The organism is Trinickia acidisoli (assembly GCF_017315725.1).
In the GTDB taxonomy this organism is placed as follows: Bacteria; Pseudomonadota; Gammaproteobacteria; order Burkholderiales; family Burkholderiaceae; genus Trinickia; species Trinickia acidisoli.
Genome location: NZ_JAFLRG010000002.1, coordinates 2,141,386 through 2,156,819, shown reverse-complemented (window position 1 = coordinate 2,156,819; position 15,434 = coordinate 2,141,386). Strand labels below are relative to the sequence as shown.

Genomic DNA, 15,434 nt, shown 5'->3' with positions numbered 1-15,434 from the left:
TACGTAGACCGCTTGCGTAGTTGTGCGGTTGTGACTCGCGGGGCATATCGAACATACTCGGCCTGCCGAATAGATCGGTTCCGACGTTAGGGCGGGCGCGCCCGGAACGTCGGAGTGCGCAATAAAGAATAGCTTTCGAGGAGACCAACCCAATGACCGACCGTCCGCTAACGGACGAGGTCCAGACCCGCCGCGGCTGGCACTGGATCGTCCTGCTGATTCCCTACGTCGCACTGCTATGGCTACCGTTCTATAACGGCAACCACCCTTCCTTCGCAGGCTTCCCGTTCTTCTATTGGTACCAATTCCTTTGGGTTCCGCTGACCTCGCTGCTGCTGTACGTTGTCTATAGGAGCACCAAATGAGCGATACGCCTCCGATCGATCCGGTCGCGATGACCGTCTTCATCGCATTGTTCGCACTCGTGACGGTGGTCGGCTTCGTCGCGGCGCGCTGGAAACGCGGTGATCTCACCCAGTTGCACGAATGGGGCCTCGGCGGCAGACAATTCGGCACCGTGATCTCGTGGTTCCTCGTGGGCGGCGACTTCTACACCGCGTACACGGTGATCGCCGTACCGGCGCTCGTATACGCTGTCGGGGCATATGGTTTTTTCGCGCTGCCGTACACGATCATCGTTTATCCATTCGTGTTCGCCGTCATGCCGAAGCTGTGGAAGGCTGCGCATGCGAAAGGCCACATCACCGCCGCCGACTACGTTCACGGAGAATACGGCGGTAAATGGCTACCCGCCGCGATCGCGGTGACTGGGATCGTCGCAACGATGCCCTACATCGCGCTACAACTCATCGGCATGCAGGTCGTGATCAAGGGGCTCGGCGTATCGGGCGAACTGCCGCTCGTCATCGCATTCCTGATTCTTGCGCTTTACACGTATAAGAGCGGCCTGCGCGCACCGGCGATGATCGCGTTCGTCAAGGACATCATGATCTACATCGTCGTCATCGCCGCCGTGTGCCTGATTCCCGTGAAGCTCGGCGGGTATGGCCATGTGTTCGATGCGGCCGACACCTACTTCAAGGCGAAAGGCGGCGCGACCGGCATTCTGCTGAAACCTTCGCAATTCACTGCGTTTGCGTCCCTCGCGCTCGGCTCGGCACTCGCCGCGTTCATGTATCCGCACACGATGACGGGCGTGTTGTCGTCGGCGTCCGCCGATACCGTGAAGAAAAACGCAATCTTCCTGCCTGCGTATACGCTGCTGCTCGGTCTGATTGCGCTGCTCGGCTACATGGCAATCGCCGCGGGCATCCACGTGAAGTCGCCCAGCGACGTCGTGCCCGCGCTCTTCGGCACATTGTTCCCGTCGTGGTTCGTCGGTTTCGCGGCAGCGGCAATTGCAATCAGCGCGTTGGTGCCGGCTGCGATCATGTCGATCGGCGCGGCCAACCTGTTCACGCGAAACCTCTGGCGCCCGCTCGTATCGCCCAATATGTCGTCGGCTTCGGAAGCGTCGACTGCGAAATTCGTGTCGATGGTCGTCAAGTTCGGTGCGCTGCTCTTCATCGTCGCACTCCCGACGAAGTTTGCGATCAATCTGCAACTGCTGGGTGGGGTGTGGATTCTGCAGATTTTCCCGGCAGTGGTTTTTACGCTGTACACGCGCCGCCTCGGCTCGGCCGGTCTGCTGGCCGGCTGGCTCGTCGGGATCGTGGTCGGTACGAGTCTCGCGGCGTCGCAAGGACTGAAGCCCGTCTATGCGCTGCATATCGGCGGTGCCACGTGGCCGATGTATATCGGGCTGATTGCGCTGGTCGCGAACATTGTCGTAGCGGCGGTCGTGTCGCTCGCGATGCCCGCGCGGCGTAGTACCGCCGAGGGACAACTGGCGGCCTAAGGGATAGCACGGCTTCGCAGTTCTCATCGAAGGCAGAGGCGTTGTTGCGGCGCCTCTGCCTTTTTCGTTTACCGCACTAGAATCTCAACCGCGCCAGGTTGAAGCTCGAAATCGCCGCCTGCAAATCGCCTGTCCGATAGTGCGCTCACGCAATCACGCAAGGGCAGCGATAGCGTTTGGACGTCTTTCGACAAATTCAACACGAACGTAATTTGCTTGCCTTCCGCCCTCCTCGTCGTCATCTCGACGCCTTCCGGCAGATCCAGCGAACAATCGATCCCGACATCCGTCGCAATACGGCGCAGCAACGACTTCGTCCCTACCGCGTCCAACACCGTGCCGATGTAGTAGACAACACCGGCCCCGATCTCGTTTTTGGTGATGGCCGAGCGGCCCGCGAAATATTCGCTCGAGTACGACGCGATCGAACGCGCTTCAACGGGGATCAAGAGGTCGCACCATTGAGCGCAGGCATGTGTCTCTCCCGACTCGAAGGTGAGTGTTTGCACATCCTTGCCTACAGGATCGTATTCGTCGACATGAGCGCCGATCAGATTCGTCAGTAAATTCGGGAGCCTTTCAGGCAAGCACACATTGTTCATGTTCTTCACCCCAGAACGCATGGTCAAAACCAGCGTGCCGCCCGTTTCGACGTACCGCCGCAGTTTCGCAGCCATCTCGTCGTCGATGAGATAGAGCATGGGCGCGATGACCAACTTATAACCGTCGAAGTCCGAGCGCCAATTGATTACGTCGGCACCGATGCCCATTCTCAGCAACGCGGTATGAAAGCGCTTGAAGTTGCCGACATAGTCGAAACCATCGGCTTGGGGTTGGATCTGGAATGCATTGAGTTGCTCGTGTGAGAACAGCATCGCAACGTCGTGCTGCAACGTCGTACCCTCGAGCAACGGCGTCAGTCGCCCAGCTTCCTCGCTGAATCGGACGAACTCGGCATAGCGGCGGCCGGGCAAGCCATGATGATCCAGTAGCCCGTGCCAGAATTGTTCCGCGCCGACGCGCGCGGAGCGCCACCGGAACTGAACGATCGCATCCGCACCGCGAGCGACGCTTTGCCATGCGTAAGCGCGGATCATCCCGGGGAATGGCGTACGCGACATCGGATACCAGCATCCCGGAGTTCCGCTCAATTGCTCCATCACCCAGAAATTCCGGCGCTTCACACCGCGCGTCAAATCGAGCGTCAGCGCACCGTGATACATGCGAGACTTCGAGTCATCGCGAAGATCCGTCGCGGGATAGTAGTCGACAGAGGCGAAGTCCATGCTGTCGAACATATCGTAGTAATCGGCCGTGACCGGATAGCCCCAAAGATTGTGTGTGACGAACTTACCCGGGCTATGCTTGCGAATCAGGTCCGCCTGAAAGCGATTGAAATCCGCAACCGCGTCCGACGAGAAGCGTCGGAAGTCGAGCAGGAACGATGGATTCAAATGGGGCGAGCCGCCCAGCGGTGTCTTGACTTGCTCCCAATCGCTGTATTCGCCACTCCAAACCACCGTGCCCCATTCGCGATTCAGTTCGTCGAGCGTTCGGTACTTTCTCTTTAGCCAACCCCGAAAGCGCAGTGTGCAGTTTTCGCAATGACAATCGTTGGCCGCGAGCTCGTTGTCGGTTTGCCAACCCATTACCGCGGCATGCATAGCGTAACGCTGCGTGAGCTTCTCTATGATGCGCGCCCCATACTTGCGCAAAGAAGGACTGTTGTAACAGCGATGGAGCCGCACGCCCGCGTAGTGCGCATTCCCTTTGTTATCGACAGGAAGCACGTCGGGATAGTTGTGCGTCAACCAAACGGGTGGCGTGGCCGTCGGCGTTCCAAGCACGACTTCGATGCCATGACGAGCGAGCACGGCGATGGCGCGATCGAGCCAATCGAAATCGAATTCCCCCTCACGCGGCTCGAGCCTCGACCACGCGAACTCCGCAAGACGAACGATCGAAATGCCCGTTTCTTGCATCTGTCGCGCATCTTGCTCCCAAAGCGCAACGTCCCAGTGCTCCGGGTAATAATCGACACCCACTTTCATGGATCGGTTCCTTTCTAGATGTCATGGGCGCACAACGCCCCGCGAGCCCGCTGCTCGCGCATAGTGTTTGTAGGAAGGCCGCTCAGCCCTTCGTTGCGCCGAATGTCAGCCCTGCAACGAAATGCTTTTGCATGGCGAAGAACATGACCACCGACGGCAACGCCGCGAGGAGCGAGCCTGCCGAGACCAGATTCCATGCTGTGGTCCACTGCCCCTGGAGGCTCGCAACGCCCACCGTAATCGGGGCTGCGTCGTCTCCTTGCGTCAGGCATAGCGCCCAGAAGTAGTCGTTCCAGACAAAGGTGAAGACGAGGATGCCTAGCGCCGCAAGTGCAGGCGCAATCAGCGGCAGAATGATGCGGTAAAACAATTGCCACTCAGTCGCGCCTTCGATACGCGCCGCCTCGACCAGCTCGTACGGGAGCTCCTTGATGAAGTTGCGCAGGAACAGCGTGCAAAAGCCGGTTTGAAATGAAACATGAAAGAGAATCAGGCCCGTGAGTGTGTTGAACAATCCAAGCTGCAGCGTGAGCTGACGCACTGGAATCATCAGCACTTGAATAGGCACGAAATTTCCCGCGACAAAAATTCCTAGAATCGCGTTGTTGCCTTTGAACGGGTACGTCGCCAATGCGAAACCCGCCATCGCCGCCAACGCGACAGACCCGAGCACGGACGGAATCGTGATGAGACAACTGTTCATAAAGTAGTGAAGCATCGGAGATCCGACGATCACCGTTTTGTAGTTGTCGAACAGTGCGAAGCTATGAGGCCAGCCCCAATAGTTTCCCATCATGAGCTCGTCCGACGAGCGAACGGACGTAATGAGAACGGCGATGAGCGGCAGCAGCCAGAGCACGAGCGCAACCGGGAGCGAGGCCTTGTAGAGCCGCCGGCCGGCAGGGCTCCATCTGCTTACGGGAGTCGGGTACATAGTCACTCTTCCTTCATTACCTTTCAGCGCGCAGAAGCCCGCGCAACTGATACACGATGAATACCAGCATGATCAGGAACAGGACCACAGCGATAGCCGCCGAGTAGCCGTACCGGAAATACTTGATCGCCTGGTCGTACATGAAGTAGGCGAGGATGGTCGAGCTATCGAAGGGCCCCCCTCCGGTCATGACCGCGATGAGGTCGAAACTGCGCAGCGCACCGATGATCGTGAGCACGATGGAGAGAAACGTGGCAGGCCTCAATTGAGGCAGCACAACGTGCCAGAGCAATGCCCATCCCGACGCGCCTTCCATCCGCCCCGCTTCGACGATCTCGGGATTGATACTCGTGAGATTAGTGAGATAGAGCAGCATGCAGAACGGAATCTGCGGCCATAGCGCCGCCGCGATGACACCGTACGTCGCATACCGCTCGTCGCCCAGCACCGGAATGCCGTGTCCCACCAACAGCTTGAGAAGACCGAACGTAGGGTCGTAAAACCAACTGAACACGAGACCCACGACGACGCCCGACAGCACGAACGGCGAAAAGAACAGTGACTTGATCAGCCGCATGCCCTTGACGCTCTGATTCAGGTAGAGCGCGAATGCCAACCCGATCGGGGGAGCGAGCAAGAAGAAGACGAGCCATAGCACGTTGTTCTTCAGGGCAACGTAGAACGTGTCCGTATGAAACAACTCCACGTAGTTCGCAAAACCGACGAACGTCTTCTCGCTCATGCCGTCCCAGCGATAGAAACTGAGCACGATGCTGCTGATGATCGGATAGATCACATAGATGCTGAACATCGTGCACGCCGGCAAGAGAAACAAGATCGCCACGCGCTTGCGCTTTCTCGCCAACGGTGCGGATAAGGATCGCTTCAACGAGCGAGCCGACCCATGAGGCAAACCAGCGGGCGACTCGTCTCGCCCCGACTTACTCGTCTCGGCTGTAGCCATTTTGACCCTCGTCGCGTCAGGACTTATGGTAGATGCGCTTGCGTGTCTTCTCGAGGTCGGCCAGGATCTCGTCGAGCTTCGACGGATCGGTCATGAACTTTTGCATGCCTTTCATGCCCTCGTCAGCCATCTCCTTGGTCATATCGCGATCATAGAATTGCGCGACACCACCTGTGGTCTGCGACAAGATCTGGAATCCAATCTTTGCAATCGGGTCGTCCGGCATCGCGGCCTTGCTGTTGGCCGGCAGCGTACCGACACCCTTGGCGAGTGCCGCATCGTTCTCGGGCCGGCCCATGAATGCGAGGAACTTGCGGGCGTCAGCTTTGTTCGATGCGCGAGTGGGGATATTGAGGCACTCGGCAGAACCATCCTCCGCCTCGGTGACTTTCGGATCCACGGTGGGGAAGCGGAAGAACCCAGTTTGCGCCTTCGTTGCCGGAGGCAGGCCTGGAGACAAGAACGTACCCATCAGCATCATCGCCGCTTGACCTTGGATATACAGCGGCTGCACCGAATCGAGGCTATAGGACAGTGGATTGTCGATGAAATATTTGTCGTCGATAAGCGTCTTCCACGCCAGATAGACTTGCTTGACTCGCGCATCGGTGTACGGAATGTCGCCGTTCATGAGCTGCATATGGAACTGATAGCCATTTATGCGCAGATCGAGGTAGTCGAACCACGCGGCCAGCGTCCACGAGTCACGGCCACCCACGGCGATGGGTGCGATACCAGCCGCCTTGAGCTTCTTGCACGCATCGAGAAACTCCGCCCACGTCTGCGGCTCGCCCTTGATACCGGCCTTCTCGAACAGATCCTTGCGATAGTAGAGCCCCCATGCAAAATACTGCGTCGGCATCGCGTACTGCTTACCGTCGAACGAAGACGCCGTCTTGAGCGACGCGAACTGACTATTCCAGTCATTCTTCTGCCAATCCGCCGATAGGTCTTGCAGCAATCCGCGTTTAGCGTAGTACGCCATGCGCTCGCCCTCATGCCAGTTGATCACGTCGGGCGCGACCGACGACAGCCAGCCGGGTAGTTGTACTTTGTAAGTTTCTTCCTCGACGAACGCGACCTTCGTCTTCACGTCCGGGTTTTCCTTTTCGAACTCTTGAATCAAATGCTCCCAAACAGCGCGTGTCTCCGCGCCCTTGAACGCGATGTTCAGTTGAAGCGTCCCGGCATTGGCCACCCCCGAGAACAAGAGGGCGGCACTCAAGGCTGAAAGCGCAAACATTCGTTTCATTGATGTCTCCGGATATCGTTTTATTGAGGTCTCGGCACTGCGCGGCCGTCGGCGGTAAAGAGATGGCAGGTACTCGCATTGAATTCGAGCGCGACGGTAGCGCCGACCGGATGATTCGCGTCGCCGGGCTGCTTCGCCAGCATGACGTTGCCGTCGGCATCTTCGACATGGAGGTAGCTGTGCTCGCCAAGATGCTCGACGAGCGTGACGTCCCGGTGCAGAACTTGCGATGCTCGTTCATCGACGCGTTTCACAGATTGCCGGGGATCGCCAATCCGTTCGAAGTGCTCGGGGCGAATGCCTAATTGAACAGGCTGCCCCAGTGCCAGCGACGATGGTTGAACACTCGCCACGACGATGTCATGGCTGTTGTCCAACTTGACACTCACCCCGCTGTCACTCAGCGCACACACCGATCCGCTCATAAAATTCATCTTAGGACTGCCAATGAATTCCGCGACAAATCGGCTGTTCGGCCGGTGATATAGCGCCAGCGGAGAGCCAACCTGTGCGATGCTGCCGAAACGCTGGGCGTCGGCGCCCGCACGCAGCAAGACGATTTTGTCTCCGAGGGTCATCGCCTCGACCTGATCGTGGGTCACGTAAACGGTACTTGCCTGTGCGAATCGACGATGCAGCTTTGCAATCTCGACACGCGTCTGGCCGCGAAGCATGGCATCCAGATTCGATAGCGGTTCGTCGAAGAGAAACACACCGGGTTCGCGCACGATGGCTCGCCCGATAGCCACTCGCTGCCGCTGCCCGCCCGAGAGCGCAGCAGGCTTGCGCTTGAGCAATGGATCGAGTTGAAGGATTTTCGCGGCCTGCTCGACTTTGCGAGCAACTTCGTCCGCTGGAAGTCCGGCGAGCTTGAGGCCGAAGCCCATGTTTTGCTCGACCGTCATATGGGGGAACAAGGCATAACTCTGGAAGACCATCGCCACGCCTCGCTGGGCAGGCGGAACGGCGTTCATGAGACGGCCCCCAATGCGAATATCGCCGGACGTCGCGTCTTCGAGCCCCGCAACGATGCGCAGCAACGTGGACTTGCCGCATCCCGACGGCCCGAGGAAGACGCAAAACTCATTCTCCCCGATGTCGAGGTCGATACCGCGCAGCACGGGCGCGTGCTCTCCGTATGCCTTGCTGACGCCTTGCAGTGTGATTGCCGCCATGTCTCCACCAAGCTTGGTTTAACGTTACACCAGCGAGTTTTAAAAAATGGCGCCGAGCGCCGCGAGGAAGCTATTCCCTCATTGTTTTGTCGGACTCTACACGCCATCATGGGTACGTGCAATAGGGCTTCCCCTGAGATTTCGATTGACAAGGTCGTGTCACGTCGGTTGAATGTGGCGGCAAATTCTCAGTGATGACCTGGCCAACGGCGCTACGCATGAGCAGCAAACCCTTCAATCCGGCTGCGACGATTCGAGACGTTGCGGAGCAGGCCGGCGTTTCCGTGATGACCGTCTCCAACGTATTGCGCGGCCGGGGGCGCGTGGGCGAAGAAACACGCCGGCGAGTTCTCGATGCCATCGAACAGCAGGGGTACCGGCCGAACCTGACCGCTCGCGCACTCGTCGAAGGCAAAGCGCCCACACTCGCCTTGATGCTCAGTTGCATCACGAACCCGTTCTATCCCGAGTTCACGCTCGCTGCGAACCTTGCTGCGCTCAAGCACGAGCGGCACCTTCTCGTCTGCAACACCGATCACGAATCGGATGGGGGTACGAGCTTTCTCGAGCAGGTCGCCGGATCGCTCTCCGATGGCGTGTTGGTCGCAAATCACGGAAACCTACCGATCGAGGAGCTCAAAAGACTTCAGGCTCGCGGCGTTCCCGTGGCGATCTCGGTGTGGGAGCTACCTGACGAACCGCCTGACATTCCGTGCGTAACGTTCGATTCAAAGGGGGCGGCCAGGCTTGCCGTGGAACATCTGATCGAACTCGGCCATCGTCGCATTGGCGCCATCATCGGCAGCGCGAAGAAGGGAATACATCGGGGACGCTACGCCGGGTATCGAGAAGTGATGCGAGAGGCGAAGATTCGCTCCGTGGCCGCCGACGAGCGATTCATCGTCGATTCGTTCGAGGCGGGCTACGAAGCAGCCGGGGATTTGCTCGCATCACGGCCTGACCTGACGGCGATTTTTGTTTCGAACGATTTGCCTGCGCTCGGGGTGCTGAATGCCGCGGCGGATCTTGGTTATTCGATCCCCGAGGATCTATCGGTAGTGAGTATCACGGATATCCTTCCTGCGCGCCAATGCCGCCCAGGGTTGACCACCGTCGCGATTCCTACCGCGGAGCTGGCCGAGAAAGGCATAGGCTTGCTCGTTGAACTCATGGCGGGGCGTGCATCGAATTCGGCAGTCGTTCATACGTCCGCTCCGCGGTTGATCGTGCGAGGCTCGACGAGGCAGGTGGGGAAATGATGAGGGGGTAGTCAGACCAAACATTGGCATACCCCCCTACCCTATCTGAGCTATACTCCGCCGCAGTCGTGGAGGTCATCAATGAGTCACACCATTCGTGAGAAGCAGAAGCTTCTCAATCGAGTCCGCCGCATCAAGGGGCAGATGGAAGCCATCGAGCGAGCACTCGAAGAAGAGCGAGGGTGCATCGACGTACTGCAACAGATAACCAGTTGTCGCGGCGCGATGAATGGCCTGCTAGCTGTGGTGCTCGAGGACCATATCCGCACGCATCTCGTCGATGCTGAAACGCATGATGAGCCGGCTGGCAGTGCGACTGACCAGCTCGTCGAAGTCGTTCGCAGCTATTTCAAGTGAAGCAGACCATGAGTGATTTCAAAGACGTCGCGTTCGGCGCAGGACACGACCATATCTTTCTCGGCGCAGCCCATGAGCAGAACGAGCGCAGGACGTGGGCGGTCATTGCGCTGTGCAGCGCGATGATGCTGATTGAAATCGTCGGCGGCAGTCTATTCGGATCGCTGGCGCTCGTTGCCGATGGTCTGCACATGTCGACGCATGCCGGTGCAATGCTGATTGCGGCGCTCGCGTACACCTACGCGCGCAAGCACGCTACTGATCCTCGCTTCGTATTTGGTACGGGCAAGCTGGGCGACCTCGCGGGCTTCACGAGTGCGATCGTGCTTGCGATGATCGCAGTGCTGATAGGGTACGAGGCTGTGTCACGTTTCCTGTCGCCCGTGCCGATTCATTTCGGCGAAGCGATTCCGATCGCGGTGGTCGGTCTGCTGGTCAACCTGGCAAGCGTGTGGCTCCTGAGCGGAGACCACCACGGGCATGGTCATGGTCATAGCCACGGACACAGTCATGGCAATGACGAGCACGCTCACGAAGACGAAGTGCAGACGATTTTTACGCCGTCGGGTGTGTTTGCGGTTTCCATCTTCGAGGATGGCGTGCCTCCCGTGTTCCGCATTACGCCGGCAACAGTGAGTTCGCGGCTGGACCCGTCGGGCGTGTCGGTAACGACCGTACGGTCTGACGGAATACAACAGGTATTCACTTTTGCGAACCGCGGTGACTATCTGGAATCGAAGGAAGATATTCCTGAACCGCACGCCTTCAAGGCCGTCGTGCGAATGTCGGACGGCGAACACGAGATCGAATTCGAAGAGCGCGAGCACGGCCATGAGGCTCATGAGGCTCATGACGCAGCGACTCGCGACCACAACATCCGGTCGGCCTACATTCACGTCATGGCTGATGCGGCGGTGTCCGTGCTGGCAATCATTGGGCTCGTTCTAGCGCGCACGTTCGGCTGGCTTTGGATGGACCCGCTCGCAGGCGTCGTCGGCGCACTGGTGATCGCAAACTGGTCGTACGGATTGATGCGTGATACCGGCGCCATCCTGCTCGATATGAATCCGGACCGACGTATGGCGGAGAACGTTCGCCATGCTGTCGAGGACCGTGGCGATAAGGTGATCGACCTGCATGTATGGCGAGTAGGTCCGGGGCATATGAGCGCGGTCGTATCGGTTGAGACCAGCGACTCACAGCGGGATGCTCGCTTTTATCATGCTGCGCTTCAGCGCTTTAAAGGGCTTTCGCATATTACGGTGGAGATTCAGGCTAGCTGTAAAGCCCGTCTTGAAACGACAGGCCTGCCCTTCACTGGCGCCGCTACGGAATAAAGTCGTTCGCCTATTGGACAGGGCTCATGCGCCGATCCGAACGTCATAGAATTGCGTCCGGCCATTATGTTCGAGGGAACACCGTCTATTCGAATGGCGAACAGTGCTGAGGCTCCGAGTTTGAGATGGTGTTGCACGAATTGCAGAGCACAGGCATATTGACGCGTGAGTCTTGCAAATTCTGACACACGCTTCTTCATCTTGCTTTCCTTACAACTCTAACCTTAAGCAAGGACAATTCATGCCACTGACGCCTGCACAACTAACTGGAATAACGGATATCGCCGGTGGTGATATTCCAGCGGATACCGCGAAGTTGTACATCCCGGCAGGCTACGTGGGGCCGATAAACGCCGCCCGCCTCGCAAACACTGTGTCGCGCGCATGTTGGAACTGGGCGCTGTGTGGCTCTGCTCAAAATAACCCTGACGCTCCGTCCTCGCCAGTGGTGCTGTACGAGGAGAACGCACCGGTGGACTACCGCGACGGCCAACCGCGGCCCGCCTTCGCGCATGTCTTTCCCGGCGAGCCTGGCATTGGCGCACTATGGCTCGCGGCACGCAACGCCTCCGCGCCCGCCGCCGCTGCCAGGGAACGCTTCGCCGACGCACGCGCCGACGCAAGGGCAGCCGCACGCGTTGCTGCTGCCAACGGCGCTACTGCTGCCACAACGCGCGCCGCCGCCGCCGCGGAGCGCCGTGCCGCCGAAGCAGAAGCCGCAGCAGCACGAGCGAGCGCCATAGACGATGTCAATGCTGCGGCGTTGGGCGATCGTGATCCCCGGAAGCTATTCATGGCGGCCATGGCCCGCGAAGCGGCCCGTCGCAATGGATTGCAGCCCCAGGCTCACTTCTCCCCCTACAAAATACATGTGACGGCCCCACTCGCCGATTGGTATCACTGGCAGCACTGGGCATTGTCGATCACCCACAACGGGAGGACCCGATTTATCCAGACCGAGCCTAATCGCTCGATCGAATGGGGGCACACGCGGATATGGGAAGCCAATCGGGACGGACACATCGACGCCAGCTTTTATATCGCTGACCTGCTCCCAGCGCATATCGAAGTAATAGAGTGCTTCCTCCGGATGCCACGATGCAGGCTTTGCAATAAGGTCAAGCCGCGCACTACGACCTTCAGTACCCGCTGGCACGAATGCACCGCGGCTGCGCCCCACCATTATTGCGGGCCGTGCGGCGCGCGGCTGGTTTGGAACGGCGGCAACTATATTGGCAGATTGCGCAGAACCCGAAGGTGCAGCGCCGTGGCCTGCGGCCACGAAACCACGCTACTTGGTGACTCGTGAGTAGGTATTTAGTCGGCTTTGCTTGAGCGGCACGCTGCCCCATCGTGCCGCACCGCATTGCCTGTCCCGCTACATTCCTCGCCAATCCCCAACATATGGGAGCAGCAGAACCGCTTTAATGAACCGTTAACCTACCATGCGCCTGTTCTCAAATATTTATCCGAGGGAGTGAATATGCGCATTGGGAGATCGTGGATCGCGTTGATGGCGATTTTTATCACGTGCATGGCCGCTGGGCAAACGGCGCAGCACGCAGTGAAGGTCACGGATAAGTTGCCATCGGGCCTCAATATTCAAGCAAACCGCGTAGCCGTCGCCGGCATTTCTTCCGGTGGGTTCATGACCACGCAACTTCAGTTGGCTTACCCCGAAACATTCCCACTAGCAGCAGTTCTTGCCGGTGGTCCCTATGATTGCCTGAAAGTGGCAGGCGCGATGGCAGGTTGCCTATCTCCGTCGGCACTGACCGATCAACAATTGACGTCGGCAGTCAATCGAGCCGTGCAAAACGCCAAGGACCATTCGCTCGGCGATTTGAACCTACTCAATCATGGGTCGATCTACGTGCTGTACGGTACGGCAGACCAAGTGGTGGGTACGAAAATCGCGGGGGCCGTCACGACGTTTTATAAAAAACTCCAAGCTACGCTTCCCACTCAACTCGCCGGATTGCAAATCAGCGAAGATGGAACGCATCGATTTGGCCATACCTTTCCCACCTATCTTCCGCCGCTACCCGATGACGATTGCATCAAATCGGTTTCGCCTTATCTCGGGCACTGCGGATTCGACGGCGCCAAGAACATCCTCGAGCACTTATACCCGGACATCAAGACAGGAGACCAGCCCGATGGTGCCGCGGGCGCGATCACCAAGCTTCGATCGGCGAACTCTCTCCCGCCGAGCGCGGCATATGCCGGGAAATTCGTTTATGTGTACACGCCGAAAGCGTGCATGAACGGGCAACCCTGCGGCTTGGTGCTTGCCCTGCACGGCTGCAATCAAAACGAAACCGCCATCGGTCTAAAGTTCGTCCGCGACGTCGGCTTCAATCGTTGGGCAGACGACTATCGCGTGATCGTCGTCTACCCGCAGACACGAACCGTGGACCAAAACTACGGCGGATGCTGGGATTGGTGGGGCTACACGGGGACACAGTTCGATACCCGCGCGGCACCGCAAATGGCGTGGTTGAACCGTTTGGTTAATCGAGTGGCGAACCTGTCGGGACACTAAGGGCGATGGGATGCATGCGCTGGGGGTCGTTTCGCGCTACATCTCACGCTTGTAGATTGGGCCATTCTGCTTGACGCTATCCATTGTGACCGCGCATCGCCTCATGACAGAACGCTTCACTGAGGACATCGACCTTGCGTTGACGGCGAACCCATTGCACGGCTTGCAGGATGTTCTCCTGCTCCCAGTCATTCAGGTCACCCTTGGTGGCCATGTGCGTCGGTATCAGCCCTGCAAGCTCGCCAGGGTCGAGGTCTGGCCGTCGTGCTCGTCTAAATCTATCGCCATAGGTCGGACCAGCGGCCCCGGAGTAGTTCTGCCGTTCTCTGCTCAACCTGCTTTCGAAGTCGGTCGGTTGCCGGACGTTGGTCTTCCAGACTCATGGTGTGCGCAACTCCACTCACTTCCTGCAGCACGATTGAGCGCGCCCGGTCTTCGACCACTTGAGTCAGTGGCTTAGCAGTTGAGCGGCGGTTTGCTTAGAACGCCGATTGCCCGATCCGATAAAGGAACGCCCGGGCATCGACGCTTTGCGCGTGTAGCATCTGGTCTTAGGGCGCCTCGCAGATCAACCCCTCACGCGTCGGCCTTCGACCGGATAGTTCGGATCCGTATAGCCGGGTGTCGATGCATGACCTGGGGAACCAGGCTGTCGACAAACTTTTCGTCGTCCGGCCCCAGTTGCAGCGTCAGTGCGTCCATATAGCTGTCCCAGTGCGCCTCCGTGCGCGGACCAGCGATGGCAGAACTCACGAGCTTGTTTCTGAGTACCCACGCGATGGCGAACGCAATCGAAGTGGTCCCGCGCTCAGCGGCGTGCGCCGCGACTTTCTGGGCGACGGCGAGCGATTCCGGACGCCACTCGGTCTGCTGGATGCGCTTGTCACCGCGCGCCACACGAGAGTCGGCTGGCGGCGCATCGCCGGAGGCATATTTGCCGGTCAGTACGCCCCGCGCGAGCGGACTGTAGGGCACGACGCCAATGCCATAGTGTCCGGCAGCAGGCATCAACTCGACCTCGGCCGTACGGTCGACCATGTTGTAAACCGGTTCGATCGCAACGGGACGATCGAGGCCGAGCTGATCGGTTAGGCGCACAATCTCCGCAATGCGCCAAGCGCGAAAATTGGACAAGCCGAAGTAACGCACCTTCCCCTGGCGAATGAGATCGCCGATGGCACGAACCCCTTCCTCGAGCGGCGCGTCGATTAGCGACCGGTGGAAGTAGAGAATGTCGATGTAGTCCGTACCAAAACGCTTTAGGCTAGCGTCGACTGTCCGGCAAATCCATTTGCGTGATTGCCCCTGTGCGTTCGGACGGGAGGTTGCCGAAGCCGGATAGCCAAACTTGGTTGCTACGACCCAATCGTCCCGTCGCTGTGCAATCGCCCGGCCAATGATTTCTTCAGACCGACCCGCGTGGTAGACATCGGCGGTGTCGAGGAAGTTGACACCCTGGTCGAAAGCCTTGTCGATCATCCTGCGGGAGGTGGCTTCATCGGTTTCGCCGCCAAACATCATCGCACCGAGGCACAGGGGCGACACCTTGAGGGCGCTGCCACCCAGATATCGATAGTCCACTGTCAACATCTCCATGCAGGCTGCGCCTGCGGTTACTAAAGCGTGAGCGCCGAAGCCAGCGCACTAGCTGGCGCTTCGATCGCCGTCTGTATGGATGATGATAGGTGGAGAGTATCCAGTG

13 protein-coding genes and 1 pseudogene are annotated in these 15,434 nt (G+C 58.8%); 7 read left to right on the top strand and 7 right to left on the bottom strand.

The features are described from left to right. Nucleotides 1-152: 152 nt before the first annotated feature. A complete protein-coding gene (locus tag J3485_RS27845) occupies nt 153-365 on the top strand; it encodes a DUF3311 domain-containing protein (RefSeq protein WP_206957821.1) in 213 nt (70 codons plus the stop codon). Then, nucleotides 362-1,858 carry a monocarboxylate uptake permease MctP gene (gene mctP, locus J3485_RS27840; RefSeq protein WP_206957820.1) on the top strand — a complete coding sequence of 499 codons (1,497 nt, stop codon included), beginning with the start codon at nt 362-364 and terminating at the stop codon, nt 1,856-1,858. The genes J3485_RS27845 and mctP overlap by 4 nt, the downstream gene beginning before the upstream one ends. 68 nt (nt 1,859-1,926) lie before the next feature. On the opposite strand, the gene J3485_RS27835 is transcribed toward mctP, so the two are convergent. The 5 genes from J3485_RS27835 to J3485_RS27815 form a co-directional block, all read right to left on the bottom strand. Then, a complete protein-coding gene (locus J3485_RS27835; RefSeq protein WP_206957818.1) occupies nt 1,927-3,909 on the bottom strand; it encodes a beta-galactosidase in 1,983 nt (660 codons plus the stop codon). An 82-nt stretch (nt 3,910-3,991) separates the two neighbouring features. Beyond that, nucleotides 3,992-4,843, bottom strand: coding sequence for a carbohydrate ABC transporter permease (locus J3485_RS27830; protein WP_206957816.1), 852 nt, complete (start codon nt 4,841-4,843; stop codon nt 3,992-3,994). 16 nt (nt 4,844-4,859) lie between these two features. Continuing rightward, nucleotides 4,860-5,654 carry a carbohydrate ABC transporter permease gene (locus J3485_RS27825; protein WP_508616733.1) on the bottom strand — a complete coding sequence of 265 codons (795 nt, stop codon included), beginning with the start codon at nt 5,652-5,654 and terminating at the stop codon, nt 4,860-4,862. A gap of 169 nt (nt 5,655-5,823) precedes the next feature. Further along, a complete protein-coding gene (locus tag J3485_RS27820; RefSeq protein ID WP_206957811.1) occupies nt 5,824-7,059 on the bottom strand; it encodes an ABC transporter substrate-binding protein in 1,236 nt (411 codons plus the stop codon). Between the two features lie 20 nt (nt 7,060-7,079). Continuing rightward, nucleotides 7,080-8,234, bottom strand: a complete 1,155-nt coding sequence (locus J3485_RS27815; protein ID WP_206957802.1) for an ABC transporter ATP-binding protein — start codon at nt 8,232-8,234, stop codon at nt 7,080-7,082. Between the two features lie 218 nt (nt 8,235-8,452). Here J3485_RS27815 and J3485_RS27810 point away from each other — a divergent pair, with 218 nt between their 5' ends. The 5 genes from J3485_RS27810 (at nt 8,453) to J3485_RS27790 (ending at nt 13,732) form a co-directional block, all read left to right on the top strand. Further along, on the top strand, nt 8,453-9,493 hold the full coding sequence (locus tag J3485_RS27810) for a LacI family DNA-binding transcriptional regulator (protein ID WP_206957792.1): 1,041 nt from the start codon (nt 8,453-8,455) through the stop codon (nt 9,491-9,493). A gap of 81 nt (nt 9,494-9,574) precedes the next feature. Next, the gene (locus J3485_RS27805) at nt 9,575-9,850 is read left to right on the top strand and encodes a metal/formaldehyde-sensitive transcriptional repressor (protein ID WP_206957790.1); all 276 of its coding nucleotides are present in this window, start codon (nt 9,575-9,577) and stop codon (nt 9,848-9,850) included. Between the two features lie 8 nt (nt 9,851-9,858). Then, nucleotides 9,859-11,187, top strand: a complete 1,329-nt coding sequence (dmeF, locus tag J3485_RS27800; protein ID WP_206957788.1) for a CDF family Co(II)/Ni(II) efflux transporter DmeF — start codon at nt 9,859-9,861, stop codon at nt 11,185-11,187. A 241-nt stretch (nt 11,188-11,428) separates the two neighbouring features. Next, a complete protein-coding gene (locus J3485_RS27795) occupies nt 11,429-12,496 on the top strand; it encodes a hypothetical protein (protein ID WP_206957780.1) in 1,068 nt (355 codons plus the stop codon). 255 nt (nt 12,497-12,751) lie between these two features. Beyond that, nucleotides 12,752-13,732 (top strand): PHB depolymerase family esterase, encoded by a 981-nt coding sequence (locus tag J3485_RS27790; protein WP_309477091.1) that lies wholly within the window; start codon nt 12,752-12,754, stop codon nt 13,730-13,732. A 76-nt stretch (nt 13,733-13,808) separates the two neighbouring features. Here J3485_RS27790 and J3485_RS27785 read toward each other — a convergent pair whose 3' ends face one another. Beyond that, nucleotides 13,809-13,946 (bottom strand): hypothetical protein, encoded by a 138-nt coding sequence (locus J3485_RS27785; protein ID WP_206957777.1) that lies wholly within the window; start codon nt 13,944-13,946, stop codon nt 13,809-13,811. A 354-nt stretch (nt 13,947-14,300) separates the two neighbouring features. Next, nucleotides 14,301-15,313, bottom strand: a pseudogene (locus J3485_RS27780) (aldo/keto reductase). Nucleotides 15,314-15,434 lie beyond the last annotated feature (121 nt).